Source organism: Siphonobacter aquaeclarae (genome assembly GCF_900103285.1).
Classification (GTDB): Bacteria; Bacteroidota; Bacteroidia; order Cytophagales; family Spirosomataceae; genus Siphonobacter; species Siphonobacter aquaeclarae.
This window is the reverse complement of sequence record NZ_FNGS01000007.1, coordinates 37,995-58,296: the sequence shown is the minus strand read 5'-3', so window position 1 is coordinate 58,296 and position 20,302 is coordinate 37,995. Positions and strand designations below refer to the sequence as shown.

12 protein-coding genes are annotated in these 20,302 nt (G+C 55.5%); 4 read left to right on the top strand and 8 right to left on the bottom strand.

Annotated elements, in window-relative coordinates:
- Window positions 1–29: 29 nt before the first annotated feature.
- Window positions 30–3,431 carry a transglutaminase family protein gene (locus BLR09_RS18140; RefSeq protein WP_093205529.1) on the bottom strand — a complete coding sequence of 1,134 codons (3,402 nt, stop codon included), beginning with the start codon at window positions 3,429–3,431 and terminating at the stop codon, window positions 30–32.
- A gap of 234 nt (window positions 3,432–3,665) precedes the next feature.
- On the opposite strand from BLR09_RS18140, the gene BLR09_RS18135 reads away from it, so the two are divergent.
- Window positions 3,666–4,757: a zinc-binding metallopeptidase family protein gene (locus tag BLR09_RS18135; protein ID WP_093205526.1), complete on the top strand. Its 1,092-nt coding sequence runs from the start codon at window positions 3,666–3,668 to the stop codon at window positions 4,755–4,757.
- 63 nt (window positions 4,758–4,820) lie between these two features.
- On the opposite strand, the gene thrA is transcribed toward BLR09_RS18135, so the two are convergent.
- From thrA to BLR09_RS18115, 4 genes are all read right to left on the bottom strand, one after another.
- Window positions 4,821–7,274 (bottom strand): bifunctional aspartate kinase/homoserine dehydrogenase I, encoded by a 2,454-nt coding sequence (gene thrA / locus BLR09_RS18130; RefSeq protein WP_093206059.1) that lies wholly within the window; start codon window positions 7,272–7,274, stop codon window positions 4,821–4,823.
- 102 nt (window positions 7,275–7,376) lie between these two features.
- Entirely contained in the window at window positions 7,377–9,158 is a 1,782-nt protein-coding gene (locus tag BLR09_RS18125) for an ABC transporter ATP-binding protein (protein WP_093205523.1), read from the bottom strand.
- Between the two features lie 4 nt (window positions 9,159–9,162).
- A complete protein-coding gene (gene tsaE, locus BLR09_RS18120) occupies window positions 9,163–9,588 on the bottom strand; it encodes a tRNA (adenosine(37)-N6)-threonylcarbamoyltransferase complex ATPase subunit type 1 TsaE (protein ID WP_093205520.1) in 426 nt (141 codons plus the stop codon).
- Window positions 9,589–9,607: 19 nt separating this feature from the next.
- Entirely contained in the window at window positions 9,608–10,069 is a 462-nt protein-coding gene (locus tag BLR09_RS18115) for a YkgJ family cysteine cluster protein (protein ID WP_093205517.1), read from the bottom strand.
- Between the two features lie 108 nt (window positions 10,070–10,177).
- On the opposite strand from BLR09_RS18115, the gene BLR09_RS18110 reads away from it, so the two are divergent.
- Both BLR09_RS18110 and BLR09_RS18105 read left to right on the top strand, forming a co-directional pair.
- On the top strand, window positions 10,178–11,218 hold the full coding sequence (locus BLR09_RS18110) for a Gfo/Idh/MocA family oxidoreductase (protein WP_093205514.1): 1,041 nt from the start codon (window positions 10,178–10,180) through the stop codon (window positions 11,216–11,218).
- Between the two features lie 112 nt (window positions 11,219–11,330).
- Window positions 11,331–12,563 carry a chorismate-binding protein gene (locus BLR09_RS18105; RefSeq protein ID WP_093206058.1) on the top strand — a complete coding sequence of 411 codons (1,233 nt, stop codon included), beginning with the start codon at window positions 11,331–11,333 and terminating at the stop codon, window positions 12,561–12,563.
- On the opposite strand, the gene BLR09_RS18100 is transcribed toward BLR09_RS18105, so the two are convergent.
- Window positions 12,564–17,342, bottom strand: a complete 4,779-nt coding sequence (locus tag BLR09_RS18100; protein WP_093205511.1) for a translocation/assembly module TamB domain-containing protein — start codon at window positions 17,340–17,342, stop codon at window positions 12,564–12,566.
- A gap of 140 nt (window positions 17,343–17,482) precedes the next feature.
- On the opposite strand from BLR09_RS18100, the gene tsaD reads away from it, so the two are divergent.
- On the top strand, window positions 17,483–18,481 hold the full coding sequence (gene tsaD, locus BLR09_RS18095; RefSeq protein WP_093205508.1) for a tRNA (adenosine(37)-N6)-threonylcarbamoyltransferase complex transferase subunit TsaD: 999 nt from the start codon (window positions 17,483–17,485) through the stop codon (window positions 18,479–18,481).
- Window positions 18,482–18,542: 61 nt separating this feature from the next.
- Here the strand turns inward: tsaD and BLR09_RS18090 are convergent, their stop codons facing one another.
- Window positions 18,543–18,881 carry a Spx/MgsR family RNA polymerase-binding regulatory protein gene (locus tag BLR09_RS18090; RefSeq protein ID WP_093205505.1) on the bottom strand — a complete coding sequence of 113 codons (339 nt, stop codon included), beginning with the start codon at window positions 18,879–18,881 and terminating at the stop codon, window positions 18,543–18,545.
- A 254-nt stretch (window positions 18,882–19,135) separates the two neighbouring features.
- On the bottom strand, window positions 19,136–20,269 hold the full coding sequence (gene hisB / locus BLR09_RS18085) for a bifunctional histidinol-phosphatase/imidazoleglycerol-phosphate dehydratase HisB (protein ID WP_093205503.1): 1,134 nt from the start codon (window positions 20,267–20,269) through the stop codon (window positions 19,136–19,138).
- Window positions 20,270–20,302: the final 33 nt, after the last annotated feature.

The window sequence follows — 20,302 nt, the reverse complement described above, 5'->3', positions numbered from 1 at the left end:
TGTCCGCGAGCGCCACCGGCGTCACGGGGTTACTTTGATCTCCAGAACCGCCGGAGATCGAGCAGGGTCGGATACTCCGGGTTCACCAGGTCCACAGGCGCATCGGCGCGGAGATCCTTCTTGTGTTCGGCCACAAATCTAGAGATACTCGGAGTAAATTTTATCGGGACGGGAATCTGCTCCGTCCGCGACGGCGTATGGCCAAAGCCCCAGAAGCGGCTGATCTGCCGGGATTCTGCTTCGTAGCCATTGACGGGATAAGTATCAAAACTCCGCCCGCCCGGGTGGGAAACGAAATAGGTACACCCGCCGAGGATCCGGTTATTCCACGTATCCACGATATCAAAAACCAGGGGCGCATCCACACCGATAGTCGGATGAAGGGCCGACGGCGGGTTCCACGCCTTGTACCGGATACCGGCTACGTATTCGCCTTTCGTGCCTGTACTGCGGAGCGGTACCCGGCAGCCGTTGCAGACCAGAATATGCCGGCCTTCCACAAAGCCCGTCACTTTCACCTGGAGGCGCTCCACCGACGAATCCACAAAGCGGGCAGTACCCGAGCTAGACAATTCCTCGCCCAGTACATGCCAGGGTTCGATGCCGAGGCGCAGTTCCAGTTCAACGGAATCGACCGTCACACGTCCGTAAAGCGGGAACCGGAATTCGAAGAACGGATCGAACCAGGAAATATCGAAGTCATATCCGGCCGTTTTCAGGTCGTTCACGACATCGATCATGTCGAGATACGCATAATGCGGCAGCAGGAACCGGTCGTGCAGCTCGGTACCCCAGCGGATGAGCTTTTTCTTGTAAGGCTGTTTCCAGAACATCGACACCAGCGCCCGGATCAGCAGGGTCTGCACCAGGTTCATGTGCTTGTGCGGCGGCATATCAAACGCCCGGAATTCAAGAATACCGAGGCGGCCGGTCGACGAATCCGGCGAATACAGTTTATCGATGCAAAACTCCGTCCGGTGGGTATTGCCGGTAATGTCGACCAGCAGGTTCCGGAAAATCCGGTCTACCAGCCAGAAGGGTATCTCGCCCTCTTCCGGAATCTGATCGAAGGCGATTTCCATTTCGTAGAGACGTTCGTCCCGGCCTTCGTCTGCGCGCGGCGCCTGGCTCGTCGGGCCGATAAACGCCCCCGAAAAGAGGTAACTCAGCGCCGGGTGATGCTGCCAGTACGTAATCAGGCTTCGGAGCAGGTCAGGACGTCGCAGTACGGGGCTGTCGGCCGGGCGACTGCCCCCTATCGTTACGTGGTTACCGCCTCCGGTGCCGGTATGACGGCCGTCAACCATAAACTTCTCCGTCCCCAGACGCGACAGAAACGCTTCTTCGTAAAGAGCCGTGGTATTGTCGACCAGCTCCTGCCAGTTGGCAGAAGGGTGAATATTGACTTCGATGACGCCGGGGTCGGGAGATACCACCAGCTTCTGCACCCGGTAGTCTGACGGAGGCGTATATCCTTCGATCCGGACCGGCATACGCAACCGGGCCGCAGTAGCTTCGATAGCAGCAACCAGGTCGAGGTAATGTTCGAAATAATCAACCGGAGGCAGAAAAAGGTAGATAATACCGTCCCGGGCTTCCACGGCCAGGGCCGTTTTGATCGTATCGATGTGGAAAAGCGGCTTTCGCTCTTTTTCTGCCTCGTCTTCTTCCAGCACCGGTGCTACCGGCGCTTCGTAGGTAGCCGTCACGGCTCCGTAGCGCTGCTCGACAATAGGAGCAAATGCGCCGAGCGGCGGTAACTCCTCAAACGGGCTCCGCTCGACCGGTTTCTCTCGGCGGTTGGTTGTCACATACGGAAGGGAGTTCAGCGGCAGGCGAAGACCTACCGGCGAATTGCCGGGTATGAGGAAGCAGTGCTTCCGCCGGAACTGCCATATACAGCTGTTCCAGGCCTGTGGGCCGTAGTTCCAGGCGAGCGGCAATGCAAATCCGGCCGGATTATTCATCCCGCGTTCGAGGATACTTGCGAGGGTACGCCGTTCGACGGAATCTTTCAGGTCTACTTCCAGCGGGTCGACGTTGACCGGCAGCCGGTCTTCCTCCAGCGCCCAATACACCGGGTCTTCATAGGCCGGTTGAATATTGGCAACATCAACGCCGAGGTATCGGGCGAGTTCCGTCAGAAAACGTTCGGCGTCAGCGAAGGTGTAGCTGGTTTCCCCCTCCCGGGCGATCAGGTCGTCGTTTTGCCAGATGGGAAATCCGTCCTTCCGCCAGTATAATCCATATTGCCATCGTGGAAATAATTCCCCGGGATACCACTTGCCCTGGCCAAAATGCAACAGGCCGCCATGTGCGAAACGCTTTTTGAGGCGAAGGGCCAGGTCATAGGACAATTTTCGTTTCAGGGGACCGTCGGCGGTCGAGTTCCATTCCGGCGATTCCCGGTCGTCAATCGAAACGAAGGTCGGTTCTCCGCCCATCGTCATCCGGACGTCACCCGCCTGCAAATCTGCCTCTACCGTGTTGCCGACTTCCATGATTTGCGCCCACTGCTCGTCGGAGTAGGGTTTCGTCACCCGGGGATCTTCGTGGATGCGATAGACTTTATTTTCGTAATCGAACGTCACTTCGCAGGCATCCGTCGCCCCGGTCACCGGCGCGGCGCTTTTGTAATGCGGCGTGCAGCAAAGGGGGATATGCCCTTCCCCTGCAAACAGCCCGGAAGTAGGATCCAGACCGATCCAGCCCGCGCCCGGCACGTAGGCTTCCGCCCAGGCGTGGAGGTCGGTAAAATCGGCTTCAGGGCCGGAGGGGCCGTCGAGCGATTTGACATCCGGGGTTAGTTGAACGAGGTATCCCGAAACAAACCGGGACGCAATTCCGAGGTGCCGGAGTACCTGTACCAGCAGCCAGGCCGAATCGCGGCAGGAGCCACTGCGGATCGTCAGGCTGTCTTCGCAGGTCTGCACGCCGGGCTCCATCCGGATATTATACCCGATTGTGGCGTTGATGCGCTGGTTCAGGTGAACGAGGTAGTCTACCGTCCGGATTTTTTCGTCTATGCGGTTTTCGGCAATCCATTGTTTCAGCAGCGGACCGTCTTCCCGGATTTCGAGGTAGGGAATCAGTTCTTTTTCCAGTTGTTCGTCGTATGAAAACGGGACATTCTCCGCATAGTCTTCGACGAAAAAATCGAAAGGATTGATGACCTCCATCCGGGCGATCACCTCCACTTCGATGCGGAGTTCCTTTGTTTTATCCGGAAAAACAACCCGCGCCTGGTAGTTGCCGAACGGGTCCTGCTGCCAGTTGATAAAGTGATTTTCCGGAAATACCTTGAACGAGTATCCTTCGATCGGCGTCCGGGAATGCGGCGCAGGACGCAGACGGAAAACATGTGGGGAAAGGCCTACCAGCCGGTCGAAGTGGTAGCTTGTTTTATGGGATATCGCAACTTTAATAGCCATAGAAAAGGAAGACGCACGTGTTTTCAGAAATGGGAACAGCAGATTTCGCTAAAATGATGCGACAACTACATTTTACCAACTATTTTAATGCAAATATCGGGAATAGTAAAAGATTATTCCGAAATAATCCTTCGATCCAAGACTACCAACTCCATCTACGGGGTTACAATCCCCGGTTCGCGGCATGCTTTTTGTCTAACGTGAACCGGTCAGCAAACCCAACCGGCCAGACACATGAAAACCTTCGCCTGCCAATGCGGCAATACCCTTCATTTTGAGAATTCCCGCTGCGTTTCCTGTGGCCGCGACGTCGGCTGGTGCCCGTCGTGCAAAGGGATGCGCTCCTTCACGTCAACCGGGACGCCCGCTTATACCTGCGATCACTGCCAGGCATCTACGGTGCAATGTACCAATTACCGGGATTTCCAGGTATGTAATCAGATGGTAGCTGTCACCACCACCTGGGAAGAAGCGCCTGCCTACTGTTCCTGCTGCGCGCTCAACCGGACGATCCCCGATCTCAGCATACCGGGTAACCAGGAAAAATGGTACCAGCTCGAAACCGCCAAACGGCGGCTTTTGTACAACCTGGACCTTCTCGACCTGCCCTATGCGTCGGTATTTGACGGTTTTGAGCTGCCGCTGACGTTTGAGTTCAAAGACGATGTTGTGGAAGAAGACGGGCAGGTCGAAAAGACCTTTACCGGCCATGCCGACGGCGTCATTACCATTCATATCCGCGAAGCCGACCCGGTGGAGCGGGAGAAAAACCGCGTCGCGTTCGGCGAAGCGCACCGCACCCTGATCGGGCACTTCCGGCATGAAATCGGCCACTATTACTGGCAATTGCTGGTTCAAAACCGCCGGGAAGAAGCATTTAAAGTCGTTTTCGGAGACCACGACAATCCTTCGTATTCCGAAGCGCTGGATACGTACTACCGCAATGGCCCCGCACCCGACTGGCCGCAGCGCTGCGTCAGTGCCTACGCCAGCATGCACCCCTGGGAGGATTTCGCCGAAACCTTCCGGGCTTATCTCGAAATGATTTCCGTATTGGATACCGCCGAAAACGTCAGCCTGCTTCTCGACGAAGAAGAAAAGGAGAGCTTTGCCGGCATAGAACTCGACACGCTGCTGCGCCATTACGAGCAACTGGGCATCAAAGCCAATGAGCTAAACCGGGCGATGGGCCTGCCCGACCTCGTTCCCGAAGTATTCACACCTGCCGTAGCGGACAAAATGCGCTTCATTCACCGGCTGGTCAAAACCGGCCGCCGGATGAAGAGAGCATGGGGCATGGGGCAAGGGGCAGCGGGCATGGGGTAACAGACCCGCCACCCCATGCCCGCTGCCCCTTGCAAAAAAAAGAGGCCTCTCAGCCTCTTTTTTTCACGAAAGGTAACTTCCGATGGATACGATATCTGCGAAGACGCCCGACGCGGTTACTTCTGCGCCTGCGCCCGGCCCTTTGATGACCAGCGGCCGGTCGTGGTAGCGTTTCGTGGTGAAAGAAATGATGTTATCTGCGCCTTCCAGCGGGTAGAGCGGATGGTCGGCGCCGACGGATTTGAGCCCGATCTGGATCTTTCCGTTTTCCAGCGTGGCGACGTAGCGGAGCTTTTCGCCCTTGGCGTCGGCATCGTTGACCCACTTTTCGAAGACAGCGTTGCTTTTTTCCAGCTCTCCGAAAAAGGCATCGACGGTCGGCGCCTGCTGGCAGTTTTCCGGCAGCAGGGGCGTGATTTCAACATCCTCAAAATCCAGTTCCAGGCCTATTTCCCGGGCCAGAATAAGGATTTTGCGGGCTACGTCCTGACCGCTGAGGTCGTCGCGCGGGTCCGGCTCAGTATATCCTTTGGCTTTGGCTTCCCGAACGACCTCCGCAAAGCGCAGGCCCGGCCGGAAGGTATTGAAAATGAAACTGAGCGTGCCGGAGAATACCCCTTCGATCTTCTGAAAACGATCTCCCGAAGCAATCAACCCCTGAATGGTATTGATGACCGGCAAACCCGCGCCGACATTCGTTTCGTAGAGAAACTTCACCCCTTTTTTCAGGGCCATGCGGTGGCGGCGGGCGTATTCGTCATAGGGCGCGGCATTGGCGGTTTTGTTCGGCGTCACGATAGAGACCGATGCTTCCAGTATGCCTTCATAATAGTCGACAATCGGCTTATTGGCCGTACAATCCACGAAAATGCTGTTCGGCAGGTTGAGGCTCTTCACTTTTTCAACGAAGTAGCCCAGGTCTGCCTGCTGCCCTTCCGTGTCGAGGCGTTCCTGCCAGTGTTCTTTGGAAATACCGCCTTCGTCGAAGAGCATCTTCCGGCTGTTGGTCACGCCGATGAACCGTACTTTCAGGTTTTTGTATTTCCGGAGATAATGCTCCTGCTGCTCCAGCTGGCGGATCAGGGCTTTGCCGATGAGGCCGCTGCCGACGAGAAACAGGTTGAGCGTCTTCACCTGATCGGCAAAGAAGCTCTCGTGGATGACGTTGAGGGCTTTTGAAAGGTCTTTCCGCTCGATGACCACCGAGATATTCAGCTCCGAGCTGCCCTGGGCCGTGGCCACAATGTTGATACCGTTCTTTCCGAGGACGGAAAACAAACGCCCGGAAACGCCGGTATGGCGGCGCATACCTTCCCCGACAATCGCGATAACCGATAGTTCTTCCTGAATCTCAACGCCTTCCAGGTCTCCGGTACGGAGTTCGTTGCTGAATTCGGTTTCGATTACTTCCCGGACTTTTTCAGAATACTTCGGATCGATGGCGAAACAGATCGAGTGTTCCGACGACGCCTGGGAAATCAGGATCACCGAGATATCATAGCGTGCCAGTACGGTAAACAGCTTCGCCGACACCCCGGCCACGCCGATCATACCCGAACCCTGGAGATTCACCAGCGCCAGGTTATCGATCGAGCTGATACCCGTAATGATGTATTCGTGCCGCGGCGCCTGCCGGGTCACAATCGTACCCGGATGTGCGGGATCGAAGGTGTTGAGAACCTTGATGGGGATATTCGCCTTGAACGCCGGCGTCAGGCTCGGCGGGTAGATTACCTTCGCACCGAAATGCGTCAGCTCCATGGCCTCGGCATAGCTTACGACCGGAATCGTAAAGGCATTGCGTACCTTCCGGGGATCGGACGTCATCATACCCGGAACATCCGTCCAGATTTCGATGACAGAGGCGTTGAGTGCCGAGCCGAAGATACTGCCGGTATAGTCGGATCCCCCGCGGCCGAGGGTCGTCGTGATGCCGTCTTCCGTCGACCCGATAAACCCGGTAATCAGTTGCAGGGACTTCGTTTTGGCGAAATGATGCTGGATGAGGTGGTTCGTCAGTTCGAAATTGACTTCCGCCTGCTGAAAATGTGCATTGGTCTTGATGACTTTCCGGGCATCGAGAAAGGCGCAGTCTACGCCGCGGTCTTTCAGGATTTCGGTAACCAGAGTCGTGGAAAGGCGTTCGCCGAAGCTGACGAGGAGGTCCGATGTTCGCGGAGAAATCTCGCGGATCAGGGATACTCCGCGGAGGAGGTCTTCCAGTTCATTGAAAAGCGTCATCACGTCTGCGATAACCCGGCTGCGGAACCGCGGGCCGATGAAATGGTTAATCACTTCCAGGTGACGATCGGATGCTTTCTTCAAAACATCCCGGTAGTCTTCATTCCGAGCCGCCCGGTTGCCCATTTCGAGCAACTGGTTGGTAAACCCGCCCATTGCCGAAAACACAACCGCAATTTTCTCACCGCGCTGAAGATTATCCTGAACAATGCCCAAAACCGACTCGATGGCCTTGATGCTTCCTACGGAGGTACCTCCGAACTTTAGAACTTTCATACGCTGATTACCGGCCCTTCGGGCCATGCCTGATAAGTTGGTAAGACCTTGGGGAAAAGGCCTTATCGATTCTGACCGGCAAAGATACGGGAGTCGGGCGTTTCAGTCGTGTTGTTTTCGTAAATCCGCAGGATTTGCCGCTTCCTGGTGTTTCCAGAGTTCGGAGAAGCGCGGTCCGTTCCGGCGCAGCCAGTCAAACGGCCCTTCTTCCACAATACGGCCCGCTTCCATCACATAGACGTAGTCAAACTGCCGCAGCAGGTGCAGGCGGTGCAGGGAAGACACCACGGCCTTATCGGCAAAGGCCTGAAACAGACTTTCGTAAATCAGGGCTTCGGTTTTGGGGTCTACGGAAGAAGTAGGTTCATCCAGCAAAACCACCTGGCTTTCCTGCGCCGCCAGAATACCGCGGGCCAGGGCCAGACGCTGCTTCTGCCCGCCGGAGAGGTTCACACCCTTTTCCTGAATGGACGATTCCATTCCGTTTGGCAACTGGCGGACTACTTCCTGAAAATGAGCAATTTCACACACTTCCTTCAGCTTTTCGTCGTCAAACGGCAGGCCGAGCGTGATGTTATAGGCGATGGTATTTTCGAAGATTTCCGGCTCCTGCGGGAAGAGGGTGACGGTTTCGTACAGTGGCGTCAGGTCGTCATACCCCTTTCCGTCCACCTCAAACCGGTACCCGGCTTCGGGTTGATACAAGCCGCGCAGCAGCGCCAGCAAGGTACTCTTGCCGCTGCCGCTTTCGCCTACCAGGGCAATCCGCTGCCCCCGCCGGATACGCAGTTGCAGGCCATGCAGGCCGGAAATACGCTTGTCTTCGTGGTGCGAAAAGTTCAGCCCGGATAGTTCCAGGGTATGCCAGTTGGCCGGCAACTCTTCCGTCCCTTCCGGGAGGTGCTCCTGCGCATAGGCATCGGCAATATCCCGGGCAGTCTGCAAGTCAGTGTTGTAGCGGACGATTTCGGTGTATTGCCAGGCGACGTCATGAAACACACTCGTAAACTGATTGACATACCCGAGCAGCGTCACGAGCGTGCCGACGTAGAATACCTTATCCGGTTCCCAGTTCTGAAAAATAAAACCTACTGCGACAGTCGCATAGATCAGCCCGACAAGCATATCCGCCACAAACCACTTCCATTCGTTAATAACAACGTTTTTCCGGAACGGAGGGAAAATAGCCGCTACCTTCTCCAGCAGCCCCGACTCCATGCTCTTTTCGAGCCGGAGGGTAATGACGGTGATGATGTTGGAAAGGCTGTCGAACAACGTCGCCGAAACAACGTGCTCCTTTTCGTTTACCTCGTCGAGCGTCCGGACAAAGGGTTTGTCAAACTGGAAAATAATCCAGATCGCCAGCAGGCCGATCAGCATCCCGATCAGGCCATACAGCGGTGAGAAGTACAGCATCGCTCCCAGCGAAAAGAGAAACTTCGCAAAGGCATGGAGGTACATAAATCCATTCTGAAAAAACTCCTTCAGGGCCTCATAAGCCTTCCGGATACGGTTGATCGTCGCGCCTGAATGGTGATCCTGGTGCCATTTTACGGGTAAATGAAGCGCCTGGTGATACCGCTCCTGCAGGAAATTCCGGCTCAGGTTAAAAGCCAGCTCGCGCTCCATGACGCGCGCCGGTCCGTGAAATACCCAGAATACCCCGCGCAGCACCAGGTAGCCGCCCGCGTACCACCCGGCATACCGGAGGGCATTGAGGCCGTCGTGCTGCAGTTTGTCGACCAGCCAGCCAAGAAACAACGGCAATACCGCATCCACGACGTTGGAAAGAATAAAAAGGGTATAGACCAGCACATACCGGCCGCGTTCTTTCCGGGCATAGTGCCAGGCCGTCGCCAGCAGGGATAAGTACGGATTTTTCATGGGATTACCGCCGCGTCAGTTGAAAGAGCCGGGTACCGTCCGGGCGTTCGCTGATGTGAACGTCCAGGCGTTCCTCCGGCCAGAGACCGGAAATTTGGGAGGGCCATTCGACAAAACAATAGTCTCCCGAATAAAAATACTCTTCTACCCCCATGTCCAGCGCCTCTTCTTCTTTCTTAATCCGGTAGAAATCGAAGTGATATACCACGTCTCCGGTAGTCGTCGCATACTCGTTCACCAGCGCGAAAGTCGGGCTCTGGACCGTCTGCGCAACACCCAGTACGCTGCATACCGCCTTGATGAAAGTCGTTTTGCCGGCGCCCATTTCGCCTTCCAGCAGCCAGACTTTCCGGTCGGCGGCAAAGGCGAGTACTTGGCGTGCAATTTCGGGAAGATCGGCTGTCGACGAGCTGATGAGTTCGGTAGTCATGGGTAGTCAGGTAAATAGCTTACGCCGGAATAACTTTCTGGAGACGTTCCACCACCTCGGCAACTGCCGGGCATATCTGCGTATTGGCCAGCGTCAGGTCCAGAATCTGGTGCATGCGTCTCCGGTTGGTATGCGGGTATTCCCGGCAGGCTTTCGGGCGGACGTCGTAAATGGCGCAGTAGTTTTCGGCGTCCAGGAAAAAACAGGGAGAACTGTTGAGTACGTAATGCCGGTCTTCGTCGAGATGCAGGTACTTTCCGATGAAGTCCGCCGGCCTCATTTTCAGGTGTTTCGCAATCCGTTCGATATCGGCATCGGTAAAAATCGGGCTGGTAGTCTTGCAGCAGTTGGCACAGGCGAGGCAGTCGGTTTCCTCAAAAACTTCCTCGTGTAACGCTTCGAAAGCTTCGTCCAATTTTTTAGGTTTACGGGCCTTCAGTCGATTCAGGTACCGCTTGTGCTCCGCGTAACGCTCGTTCATGGCGCAAAGGTACGACGACTTGGCCGGAGTTCGGCACGATCGGCTTTCCGGTCCCGGCATCCGAAGCGTATCACCCGGCTGACAGACAGCCTACTACCTGTTTCCCATATGATCCGTACCGCTCTTGTCGGTTTTGGCGACTCTGCTCATTACCTGCATGCTCCGTTCATTCTCGCCAATCCGGCTTTCCGCCTGACGCACGCCTACGAACGTTCGAAAAACCGCGCCAAAGAAGCCTACCCGTTTCTGACGGTGGTGCGTTCGTTTGAAGAACTGCTGACCAATCCGGAAATCGACCTGGTCGTCATCAATACACCCAACGATACCCACTACGCCTATACCCGCCAGGCCCTCGAAGCCGGAAAACATGTACTGGTGGAAAAGCCCTTTACCCCTACTTCACCCGAAGCCGAAGAGCTCATCGCCCTCGCCGAAGCGAAGAAGCGGGTACTGACGGTGTACCAGAACCGGCGGTGGGACAGCGATTTCCGGACCGTACGTGAGATCCTCGACAGCGGGCAGCTCGGCGAACTGATTTCGTATGAAGCCCATTTCGACCGGTACAAGCCCGTTCTCAACCCCAAAGCCTGGAAAGAAACACCCTCGCCGGCGGCAGGTACCCTGTATGACCTCGGTTCACATATCCTCGACCAGGCACTGGACCTGTTCGGGTTGCCCAAAACGGTTGCGGCAGAAGTCTGGACCCAGCGGGAAGGTACCGGCGTAGACGACGCATTTGACCTGCGCCTCGATTACGGGCGGCTCAAGGTACGGCTGCGTTCCAGCCTGCTCGTGAAAGAACCCGCCCCCCGCTATACCCTGCATGGTACTACCGGTAGTTTCCTCAAGCCTGGTATTGATATTCAGGAAGATCAGCTGAAGGCGGGGCAGATTATGCCGGGTCATCCCAACTTCGGGGTTGAGCCGGAAGAACTTTGGGGCCTCCTTCATACCGAACTCACCGGCGTGGAAGTCCGCCGGAAAGTGGAAAGCCTCGCGGGCAACTGGGGTATCTTCTACCAGAACGTCGCCGATGCGATTCTGGAAGGCAAAGAACTCTTCGTGAAACCCACGCAGGTACTCGATCAGATCCGCATCATCGAAGCCGCTTACCAAAGCTCCCAAACCGGCCGGATTATCACGCTATAGCCGGATAGTCGCCGGAAACGCTCGGCGACTATCCCTTTTTACCAGCTTTTTCGGCCGGCAGCGCACCTTTTCTCCCTGAGAATAGTTATAGTTGCATTGCGAATTGGAAGCTATGGAAACAGCTTATTCCCAGAATAGTTCAATTAAAACCCACTCCCTGTCCAATCTTTGGCGGACGGCTGAGCGGGGCGGCTATCCGGCTGCACTCTGGCGTTTGCCGAAAAGCAGCGAGAAACAATTGATTATCGACCTGTCGGGGGAAGACCGGCGGCTGCGCATTGATCTCGAAGAACTGCCGGCCGGTTTTGCCATCAGTCCGTTTCTGAACCCGGAAAGCGATCAGACGCGGTTTCTGCGGGCGGATCTGTACTTTTCTTTCAACGCGGAAGAGCAGTTGATCTCAGAAGAGACGGCCTCTCACGCGGATTTCTGGCGTATTCAGGCGTTTGAAGACGACGCCGAGGAAGACGCCGAAGATGCTGTTCCCTACTCTCCTTCTGCGCCGCATCATGGCCCTGCTACGGCCGATGAGCGCGAAAAATTCGAAGAGGCCGTTCGCCACGCCGTTGCGGAAATGAAAATGGGCGCATTCCAGAAAGTAGTGCTCTCCCGCCGGAAATGGGTCGAACTTCCCAAACGATTTGACCATGTGGCGGCCTTCAACCGCCTTTGTGACGCGTATCCCCACGCATTTGTTTCGCTCGTATCGCTGCCGGAATCCGGCTCGGTCTGGCTGGGCGCCACACCCGAACTCCTCGTCAGCCAGGATTTGCAGGGTACCTTCCGCACCATGTCGCTCGCGGCTACGCAATCCGCGACAGGTACCGATGGCCACGCCATTCCGCTGGAAGAGGCCCGCTGGTCGCACAAGGAAATCGAAGAGCAGGCCCTCGTCAGCCGGTATGTCATTGAGTGTTTCAAGAAAATCCGCCTGCGGGAATACCTCGAAAGCGGCCCCCGTACGGTGCGGGCCGGAAATCTTCTCCACCTCCGGACGGATTTCAAAGTAGATACCCAGGCAGTGGGATTTCCGCAACTGGCGACGGTCATGCTGGATCTCCTCCACCCGACGTCTGCCGTTTGCGGTACGCCCAAAAGCTCGGCGCTCCGCTTCCTGGAACATTACGAAGCGTATGACCGCAGCTACTACAGCGGCTACCTCGGTCCGGTGAATATTAACCAGGAAACACATCTCTTCGTGAATCTCCGGACCATGCAGATCGAGGACGACGAAGCGACGCTCTTTGCCGGCGCGGGTATTACGGAAGATTCTGTCGCCGAAAACGAGTGGATGGAAACGGAAATGAAGTGCCAGACGCTCCTGTCGGCGCTTTCCCTCTCCTGACTATTTTTTGGGTAAGATGATTTCGGTCGTATTCAGCCACGACCGGTTGTTGGTTGTGCCCGACGCGCTGCCCGAAACCGGTTTCTTTCTCGGGAAAATATAATTGAAGCTCTTGGTATAGAGGACACTACCGCCGACGGTCGGGGTATTCTGGTTGAACGTCGATTGCAGCAGGGTATTCTGCGGAAACCGGCTGAATGCCTTCAGGCGCCAGCGCGCATCGGGTGTCACCTGCCATTCGGCAGCCCAATCGCCGATGAGGTTGGCGTTGGCGGTACTATAAACAGACGAAAACCCGCCATCCCGGCTGATTGTCAACCCATTCCCGAAATTATAGGATACTTTGGCGCGAAGCTGGTCGGCCAGCGTCGTCTGTGTTGTACCCGTCACATTGACGGTATTGATATCTACTTCTACTCCGTTTGCCACTTTCGACAGAATATCGCTCAGCACGCTGGTACCCGTCTCCGCCAGCAAGTTCAATACGTTGATCTGGCTGAAAGCTGCCGAGTTCTGGGGAATCAGCCGTCCCGAAAAAAGAATACTGCTGACCTGATTGTTGAGCTCCTGTTCGTCGTTGGCGAGGCGGGCTTCAAACGCCTGCACCGGTCCGGAATACGTCGGATCGAGGGGGTATTCCTTCACTTTGAGACCGAACGTCACGTTGGGCTTCATGAGTCTGTCTTTCAGGTTGATAGCGACTTCCACCGGATATGCCCGGCGGGCGTCGGTAGCCTGCTGCTGGTCGCTGGTGAGAATAGGCGACAGGGAGGTGAGCTTGGTATATGTCGCTTTGACGTCCACAATCGCTTCATACGGATCGCCGAACCAGCTGATGCGGCTGTTTGGCTGAATGGAAAACTCCTTGGAAACGAGGGCTTCGTACTTATAGAAGTACTTTCCGCGGTCCAGTTCATACGTCCCTCGCATGGCAAATTCACCCTTGGTGTCCACTTCGAGGTTCAGGTTACTATGACCGAAAGCTTCGAACCGGTCACCGGTGCGGCGGTCGAGAACCAGCACGCATTTTGCATCGGGTGTGATGTCAAAATTGAAATCCATCCGGATACCGGACCTGACCCGGCGGCGGGCTTTGGCTTCGTCTGCGTTCTTTTTCCGGGGAATGGCCAGGTTCACAAACTGGATATAGTCGGTATTGCTAACCTCGGTCGCGTTATCGATCGGAATAGTGATTTCAGTTCCCGGACGACTTCTTGCATTGGAGCGGACGACCAGGTTATCAAGCGATCCGGCGCTTTCCACGCTCACGTCTCCCGTGACATATGCTTTTCCGAAAAACAGTTTATTATCCTTCAGCGTCGTATTCAGTACTTTGAAATTCCGTAATCCCGCCTTGAGATCCATCGCATAGGAGCCGTCCCCGCCGGAGTAGATACCCATGCGGAGGTTTCCGGCATTGCCCTCCTCATCGGTCAGCAATAGTTTGGCCTGGATATCACTGCCTCTGAACCGGATGGTATCTGAAAAATTCAGGCGTACGCCGAGGTAGTCGAATTTAAGCTGGCCCTTCCGGATATCGGCGATACCGCGCAGCTGGGGAGCTACCGGTGTTCCCCGGATAACAAGCCTGCCGCTCGCCTGGCCTTTGATGTCTGAAAACAGGCCTTCAACAAACGGTTCAAAAATCTGCAGGTCCGTCCGGTTGAGGGTGGCCGTCAGGTCAAGCGGGTTATCGTCCAGGTCGGGCGTGTAAGTACCCTTCACGTTCAGAATCGGGTTATTCATCCGGTCCACACCGAGGTTGACGTTGACCCGGCGGTTGGTCCGGTCCCACTGCGATGCCCCGTTCACATTTCCGATCAGAAATCCTTTATATACCAGCTCATCGACGATTACTTTCCCGTCGAGGCTGGTGCTTTCGTAGGCGTCGCGCAGGGTAACATCGGCGTTGAGTGTCCCGGCGATATTCACCTGCAAAATCGGCTGTAACGTCTTGAGATTAAAGTCCTTCGCTGTCAGCAAAAGCGTCTGCTGCGGATCTTCGGCGACTACCCCGTTGAGCGAAATTGCCTGCTCGATGTTCTGGAAATTCAGGTCTTTGACATCGATACGACTGCCCCGCAGGCGGACCAGGTTGCCGGGGTTGATATTCCAGTCCTGATCCAGAATCCGGATTCGGGACCGGCGGAAGTGCAGGTCTGTTCCTTCCGGCCGGAAAAAAATATCTCCGTTGAGGTTCAGCCGGTTGGTACTCTCACGCTGCCGCAGGCGACTGGTAAAGGCAATGTGATCTTTCTCCCAGGAAGCTTCGACCAACAGCTTTTCAGTAGGTGCTGCCGAGTGGATCTGCTGGGCGTCAGAGGTAATGACAGCAGAAGCCAGCACATCGTTTCCGGCGGAAAACTTGGAGGTATTGAGATCCACTTCCGACCGGAAAAACCGGTACTTCCCGAGCAGCAGGGTATCCGATTTGGCGTTCAGGGTAAAGACGGAAGTATTACCCATCGCAACCGTTCCTTCAACCAGACTATTGGGCGAAACATATCCCTCGGGGTACAGGAAGGCCATCAGCGGGCGCGCATCCCGGAACAGGACGGAGTACTTCAGGTTATATCGCTCCGGTACCGGTCGGAGCGACTTCTTGAAATAGTAATCCTGCCGGGAGGAATCCAGGCCGGTAAAATACAGCATATACTCTTCCGCCAGCGCCGGAACATCTTCCAGCGCACGGGAAAGCTGAAAGGGCCCCTCCACCGTTGCATTGAGGATATCCGACTGCACAGACAGGTAGCGGTTTCCGATCGGTTTCGGCGCGAACAGATACAGGGTATCGATCAGGAGGTTGCGGTCCCCGTCTTCCAGGAAACGTGTCAGGTAGGCATTTTTCAATCGGGCAGCACCGAACAATTCGTCGATATCCAGCCCGGTCCAAACCACGTGGAGTTCGGATTGGAGGCGGATATTCTCCCGCGCAATACCCAGCGGCTTGAGCATCATGCGGTTGAGCTTTCCGTCGATGTCGAAGTAATTCCGGTTTTGCCGGATATCGGCTTTTCCTGCGAGGTCAAAGGCCAGGTTGGTATCGTTGAGTGCGATACGGCCTTCGAAGAGGCCGAGCTGCAACTCGCCGTCTACCCGTGCATTCCGGTAGTTATATCCCCGGAAGCCGAACTTTCCGACATCGGTATGCAGCTTCACCACCGCGGTTTCCTTCTCAAATCCGCGTCCTTCGATACGGCCTTTCAGGTCCAGGTTCTGAAGCAGTTTTGTGTCGTCAATGATTTTGCCCAACGCCAGATCAATGATCTCGATGTTACCCTCGTAGGTTGAATTCTCGATACGGGGGCTGATTTTCATCGCGAGATCAGGAATGACGGTTCCCAGGTCTGTTTTGAGAATGCCTTTCGCTGTGAAGTCGTTGTATCGTCCGGCGAAGGTACCGGCGTAGTTCAGCGTCCCGAACCGGGTAAGGGTTTTCACGGTCTTTTCGCCGGTATACTGCGCCAGGTCTTTGGCGTTGGTTACGTACCGGGTCAGGGAAAAATCCATGTCAGACTGCTCGAATTCCGGAAGTCCCTTAAACGCAAAAAGCCCTGAAGCATAGCTCTGGGCGCCGTAGTGCAACTGATCTGCCTGAAACCGGAAGTCGATCACCTTGCCGTCAAAATGGCCGGAGGCGACCCATCTGTCTTTGTACTGGTAAAGAGGATGTGCGAACCGGGCCAGGTCTTCGGGGTATACAACCGCCGAATCAAGATCCGCGATGATGCGGATTTTCTCATTGAAATCGCCGAGATCCCGGCTGTGCCCATACCTGAACTCGGCGAATTTCCGGATAACCGAGCGGTTGACGCGGACGAAGAGATCATTGAACCGCATGCGTTCGTTCGAAAACAAAAACCGCGTATCGAACTCATGCACCTTCATATCTGCCACCCGGTCGATCCCTTTCAGGTTATCAATATCAGCGGCGATGGTATCGGCAAAAACGAGGAAATTCCGGACGTCTCCGCTGAGGTCATTCAGGACGAAATGGTTGTAGTCGAACGTACCCTGCCGCCGGAACGGCTTTTTCCTGGGATCGTCGTAATGAAACTCGCCCTGCTCCACCCGCGCATAACCGATGGTAAAGGGAACGATTTTCGGCGGCCCTTTCCGCGGTGTTTTGGGGGCTGTCAGCCGGTCTATCGCTGCAATAAAATGGTCGATGTTGAGGTCGCCGTTTTTCTGGACAACGAGCCGGACATCGGGATGAACGAGCCGTACCTTATCAAGGTGAATATGGGTATTGGCCGAATCAATCAGCTGAAACAGCGGGAAGTTGATCTCCAGCCGGCCGATGTCAATCATCGGCTTTTTCAGGGTATCCGGCACGGATACCTTCTCCAGAATCAGGTTATCGGGGAAACGGTAATCGACCCGACCTACCCGGACCGGATAGTGCGTTTGTTCGAAAAACCAGTCGGTGACATACCGCGTAAGCCGCGTCTGTACCGCCGGAATCCGGAGTACGGCCATGCAACTCACACTCAAACCGACGAGTACGATCCAGATCAGCGTGGCGTTTTTGACAATGCGGGGTGTTTCTTCCAGCAGCCAGGATTTAACGGCTTCCTTCGCGACCGGAAAAAAGGAAAGCACACCGATCAAGACCGCCCCTGCCGGCAATAACCCGAACAGAAAGCCCTGGCGAAGTAATTCCGCCTGGTCCGGCGTGATGTCAATCAGTGAAAAGTGCCACGCCAGTGCGACTCCAAGAACTCCGGCCAACGCGAGCGTCAGGACGGTTCTCAGGAGAATGCGCAGCACCTTATTCATTGTGGAACGAGAAAGTTCAGACCTGTTTCCGGACAAAAAACTAAATTCCAGAACGTTTCAGCCGTACTTTTGTTGACTTATCGGTAGTTAAAAATACAAAAAAGCAGGCCGGTTCAGGGAATCGGCTGCCTGAATTCCATATGGTATTACTTGCGATCGAATCGTCTTGTGACGAAAGTTCCGCGGCGGTACTTATCGACGGAAAACTTCGATCCAACGTCGTCGCGACCCAGCTCGTTCACCAGCAATACGGCGGTGTCGTACCCGAGCTGGCCTCCCGTGCACACCAGCAACACATCGTCCCGGTGGTCGAAGAGGCCCTGAATCGGGCGAAAGTTACGAAAAAGGACCTGAACGTCGTCGCTTTTACGCGCGGACCAGGCCTCCTGGGTTCGCTATTGGTAGGTACATCGTTTGCGAAATCGCTGGCGCTGGGGCTGGATATTCCCCTGGTGGATGTCCACCACATGCAGGCGCACGTGCTCGCTCACTTCCTCGAAGATCCCCATCCTTCATTTCCGTTTCTCTGCCTGACGGTATCGGGCGGTCATACCCAGATCGTTCTCGTCCGGGACTACCTCGACATGGAGGTGATCGGGGAAACGCAGGACGACGCCGTTGGCGAAGCCTTTGATAAAACGGCCAAACTCCTTCAATTGCCCTATCCCGGCGGGCCTCTGATCGACAAATACGCACAGGAAGGCAATCCGGATCGGTTTCCGCTGCCGGCGGTGGATACCCCCGGCCTGACCTATTCCTTTTCGGGAATCAAAACGGCTATCCTGTATTTCCTGCGGGACCAGACGGCGAAGGACCCCGATTTTATTCAAAAAAACCTGGCCGACATCTGTGCCTCCGTACAGGGAACGCTTGTCAAAATCCTGCTGACGAAGCTCAAGCGCGCCGCGCGGGAAACCGGCATCCGGGACATTGCCATTGCCGGAGGCGTTTCGGCCAACTCGGGCCTGCGTGCCGAACTGCTTCGCACCGGCGAAAAACTCGGCTGGAATGTTTTCATTCCCAAATTCGAATACTGCACCGACAATGCGGCGATGATCGCCGCAGCAGGCTACTATAAGGCGTTGAAAGGTGATTTCTGCCCTCAGACAGTCTCCCCCCTTCCCCGCATGGAATGGTAGCCCTGCCCTCTGCCCTCTGCCCCATGCAAGTAAAAAAAGGCAGCTCGTGAGCTGCCTTTTTTTACTTAAAAATCTCTTCGTATTTATCCGCCTTAAACCCCTGCGCGATGATTTTGCCGTCGCTTTCGATCAGCGGGCGGCGGATCACCGAGGGGTTGTCGATCATGGCGGCGATGGCTTCCTCGGCATTTTCGGGTTTGACTTCGAGGGCTTTCCAGGTAGTGCTCGCCTTGTTGATGAGCTCGTCCCACGGCTTCTGTTTGAGCCAGTTTTCGATTGTTTTCCGGTCTATTCCCTCTTTTTTATAGTCGTGGAACTGGTAGGAAATTCCTTTGCCGTCGAGCCAGACCCTGGCTTTCTTGACGGTATCGCAATTCGGAATAGCAAATAAGGTAAGCATAGGCAGTGGAAGCAAAAAGAGCGACCGTGCGGCCGCTCTTTCGTGCTTGGGTAAAGACGTTTATTTTCTCGGCTCCCGTTTTTCCAGATATGCTCCTACGTAGAAGGAAGCAGCCATCAGCACTACAAAAAAGGCGATGGGGATAATGGTGGGCATCGGAATATTCAGCAGCATATGTGACAAAACAGTTAGCAGTGTTCAGATTCGATGGGCGCAAAGGTAAGCCACAATCGCGAAAGTCTAAAGGAAACTTTTCACAAAACCCCTTTGGTACTCGGGAGGTTGTTGAGCTCCCGGATTTCCCGCCGTACGGCCATCTTGATCGCTTTGGCCCAGGCTTTGAAGATGGATTCGATCTTGTGGTGCTCGTTGGAACCTTCGACCTTGATATTCAGGTTGGTCAGGGAGGTATCGGTAAATGATTTGAAGAAGTGGTGGAACATCTCCGTCGGCATATCTCCGATTTTTTCCCGTTTGAAGTCGGCTTCCCAGACCAGCCAGGGCCGGCCTGAAAAATCGATTCCTACCTGCGCCAGGGCTTCGTCCATCGGCAGAAGGAAGCCGTACCGGGCAATTCCGCGCTTGTCGCCAAGCGCTTTCCGGAAGGCCTCTCCCAGCGCCAGGGCCGTATCTTCGATGGTATGGTGCTCGTCGATGTGCAGATCTCCGTTAACATGGATGGACAGATCGAGCCCGCCGTGTTTGGCCAGCTGATCGAGCATATGGTCAAAAAAGCCGAGGCCGGTATGGATGTCGGCTTTTCCGGTTCCGTCGAGGTTGAGCGTAACGGCGATCTGCGTCTCCTTCGTATCCCGCTGGACGGTGGCTATGCGGTCGGGCAGACGCAGTTTCCGGTAGATTTCGTGCCAGTCGGGCGTAGCCAGCGCCAGGTACGGTTCCAGTTCGGGCGTTACGAGCGGGCGTTCGGAGGCTTTGTTTCCGGGTTCGATGAGCAGGGCTTTGGCGCCGAGGTTTTGCGCCAGGAGAACGTCGGTCAGGCGGTCGCCGATGACGTAACTGCCGGCGAGATCATAACTGCCGTCGAAATACTGCGTGAGCATACCGATGCCGGGCTTCCGGGTCGGGAGCTTGTCCTCCGGGAACGACCGGTCGATGTGGACAGCAGCAAAGCGGATACCTTCTCCTTCGAGGATGGCGAGCATCTTGTTATGAGCGGGCCAGAAGGTATCTTCCGGGAAAGCGGGGGTTCCGAGACCGTCCTGGTTGGTCACCATGACGAGTTCGTAATCCGTTTCTTCGGCGATCTTCCGCAGGGCGGAGATAACGCCGGGGAGGAATTCCAGCTTTTCGTAGGAATCTATCTGAAAATCTGTTTGCGGCTCGAGGATAAGGGTGCCGTCCCGATCGATAAATAGTGCTTTTTTCATGCCATCCAATTTGAGCGCAAAAATGCCGCGGAA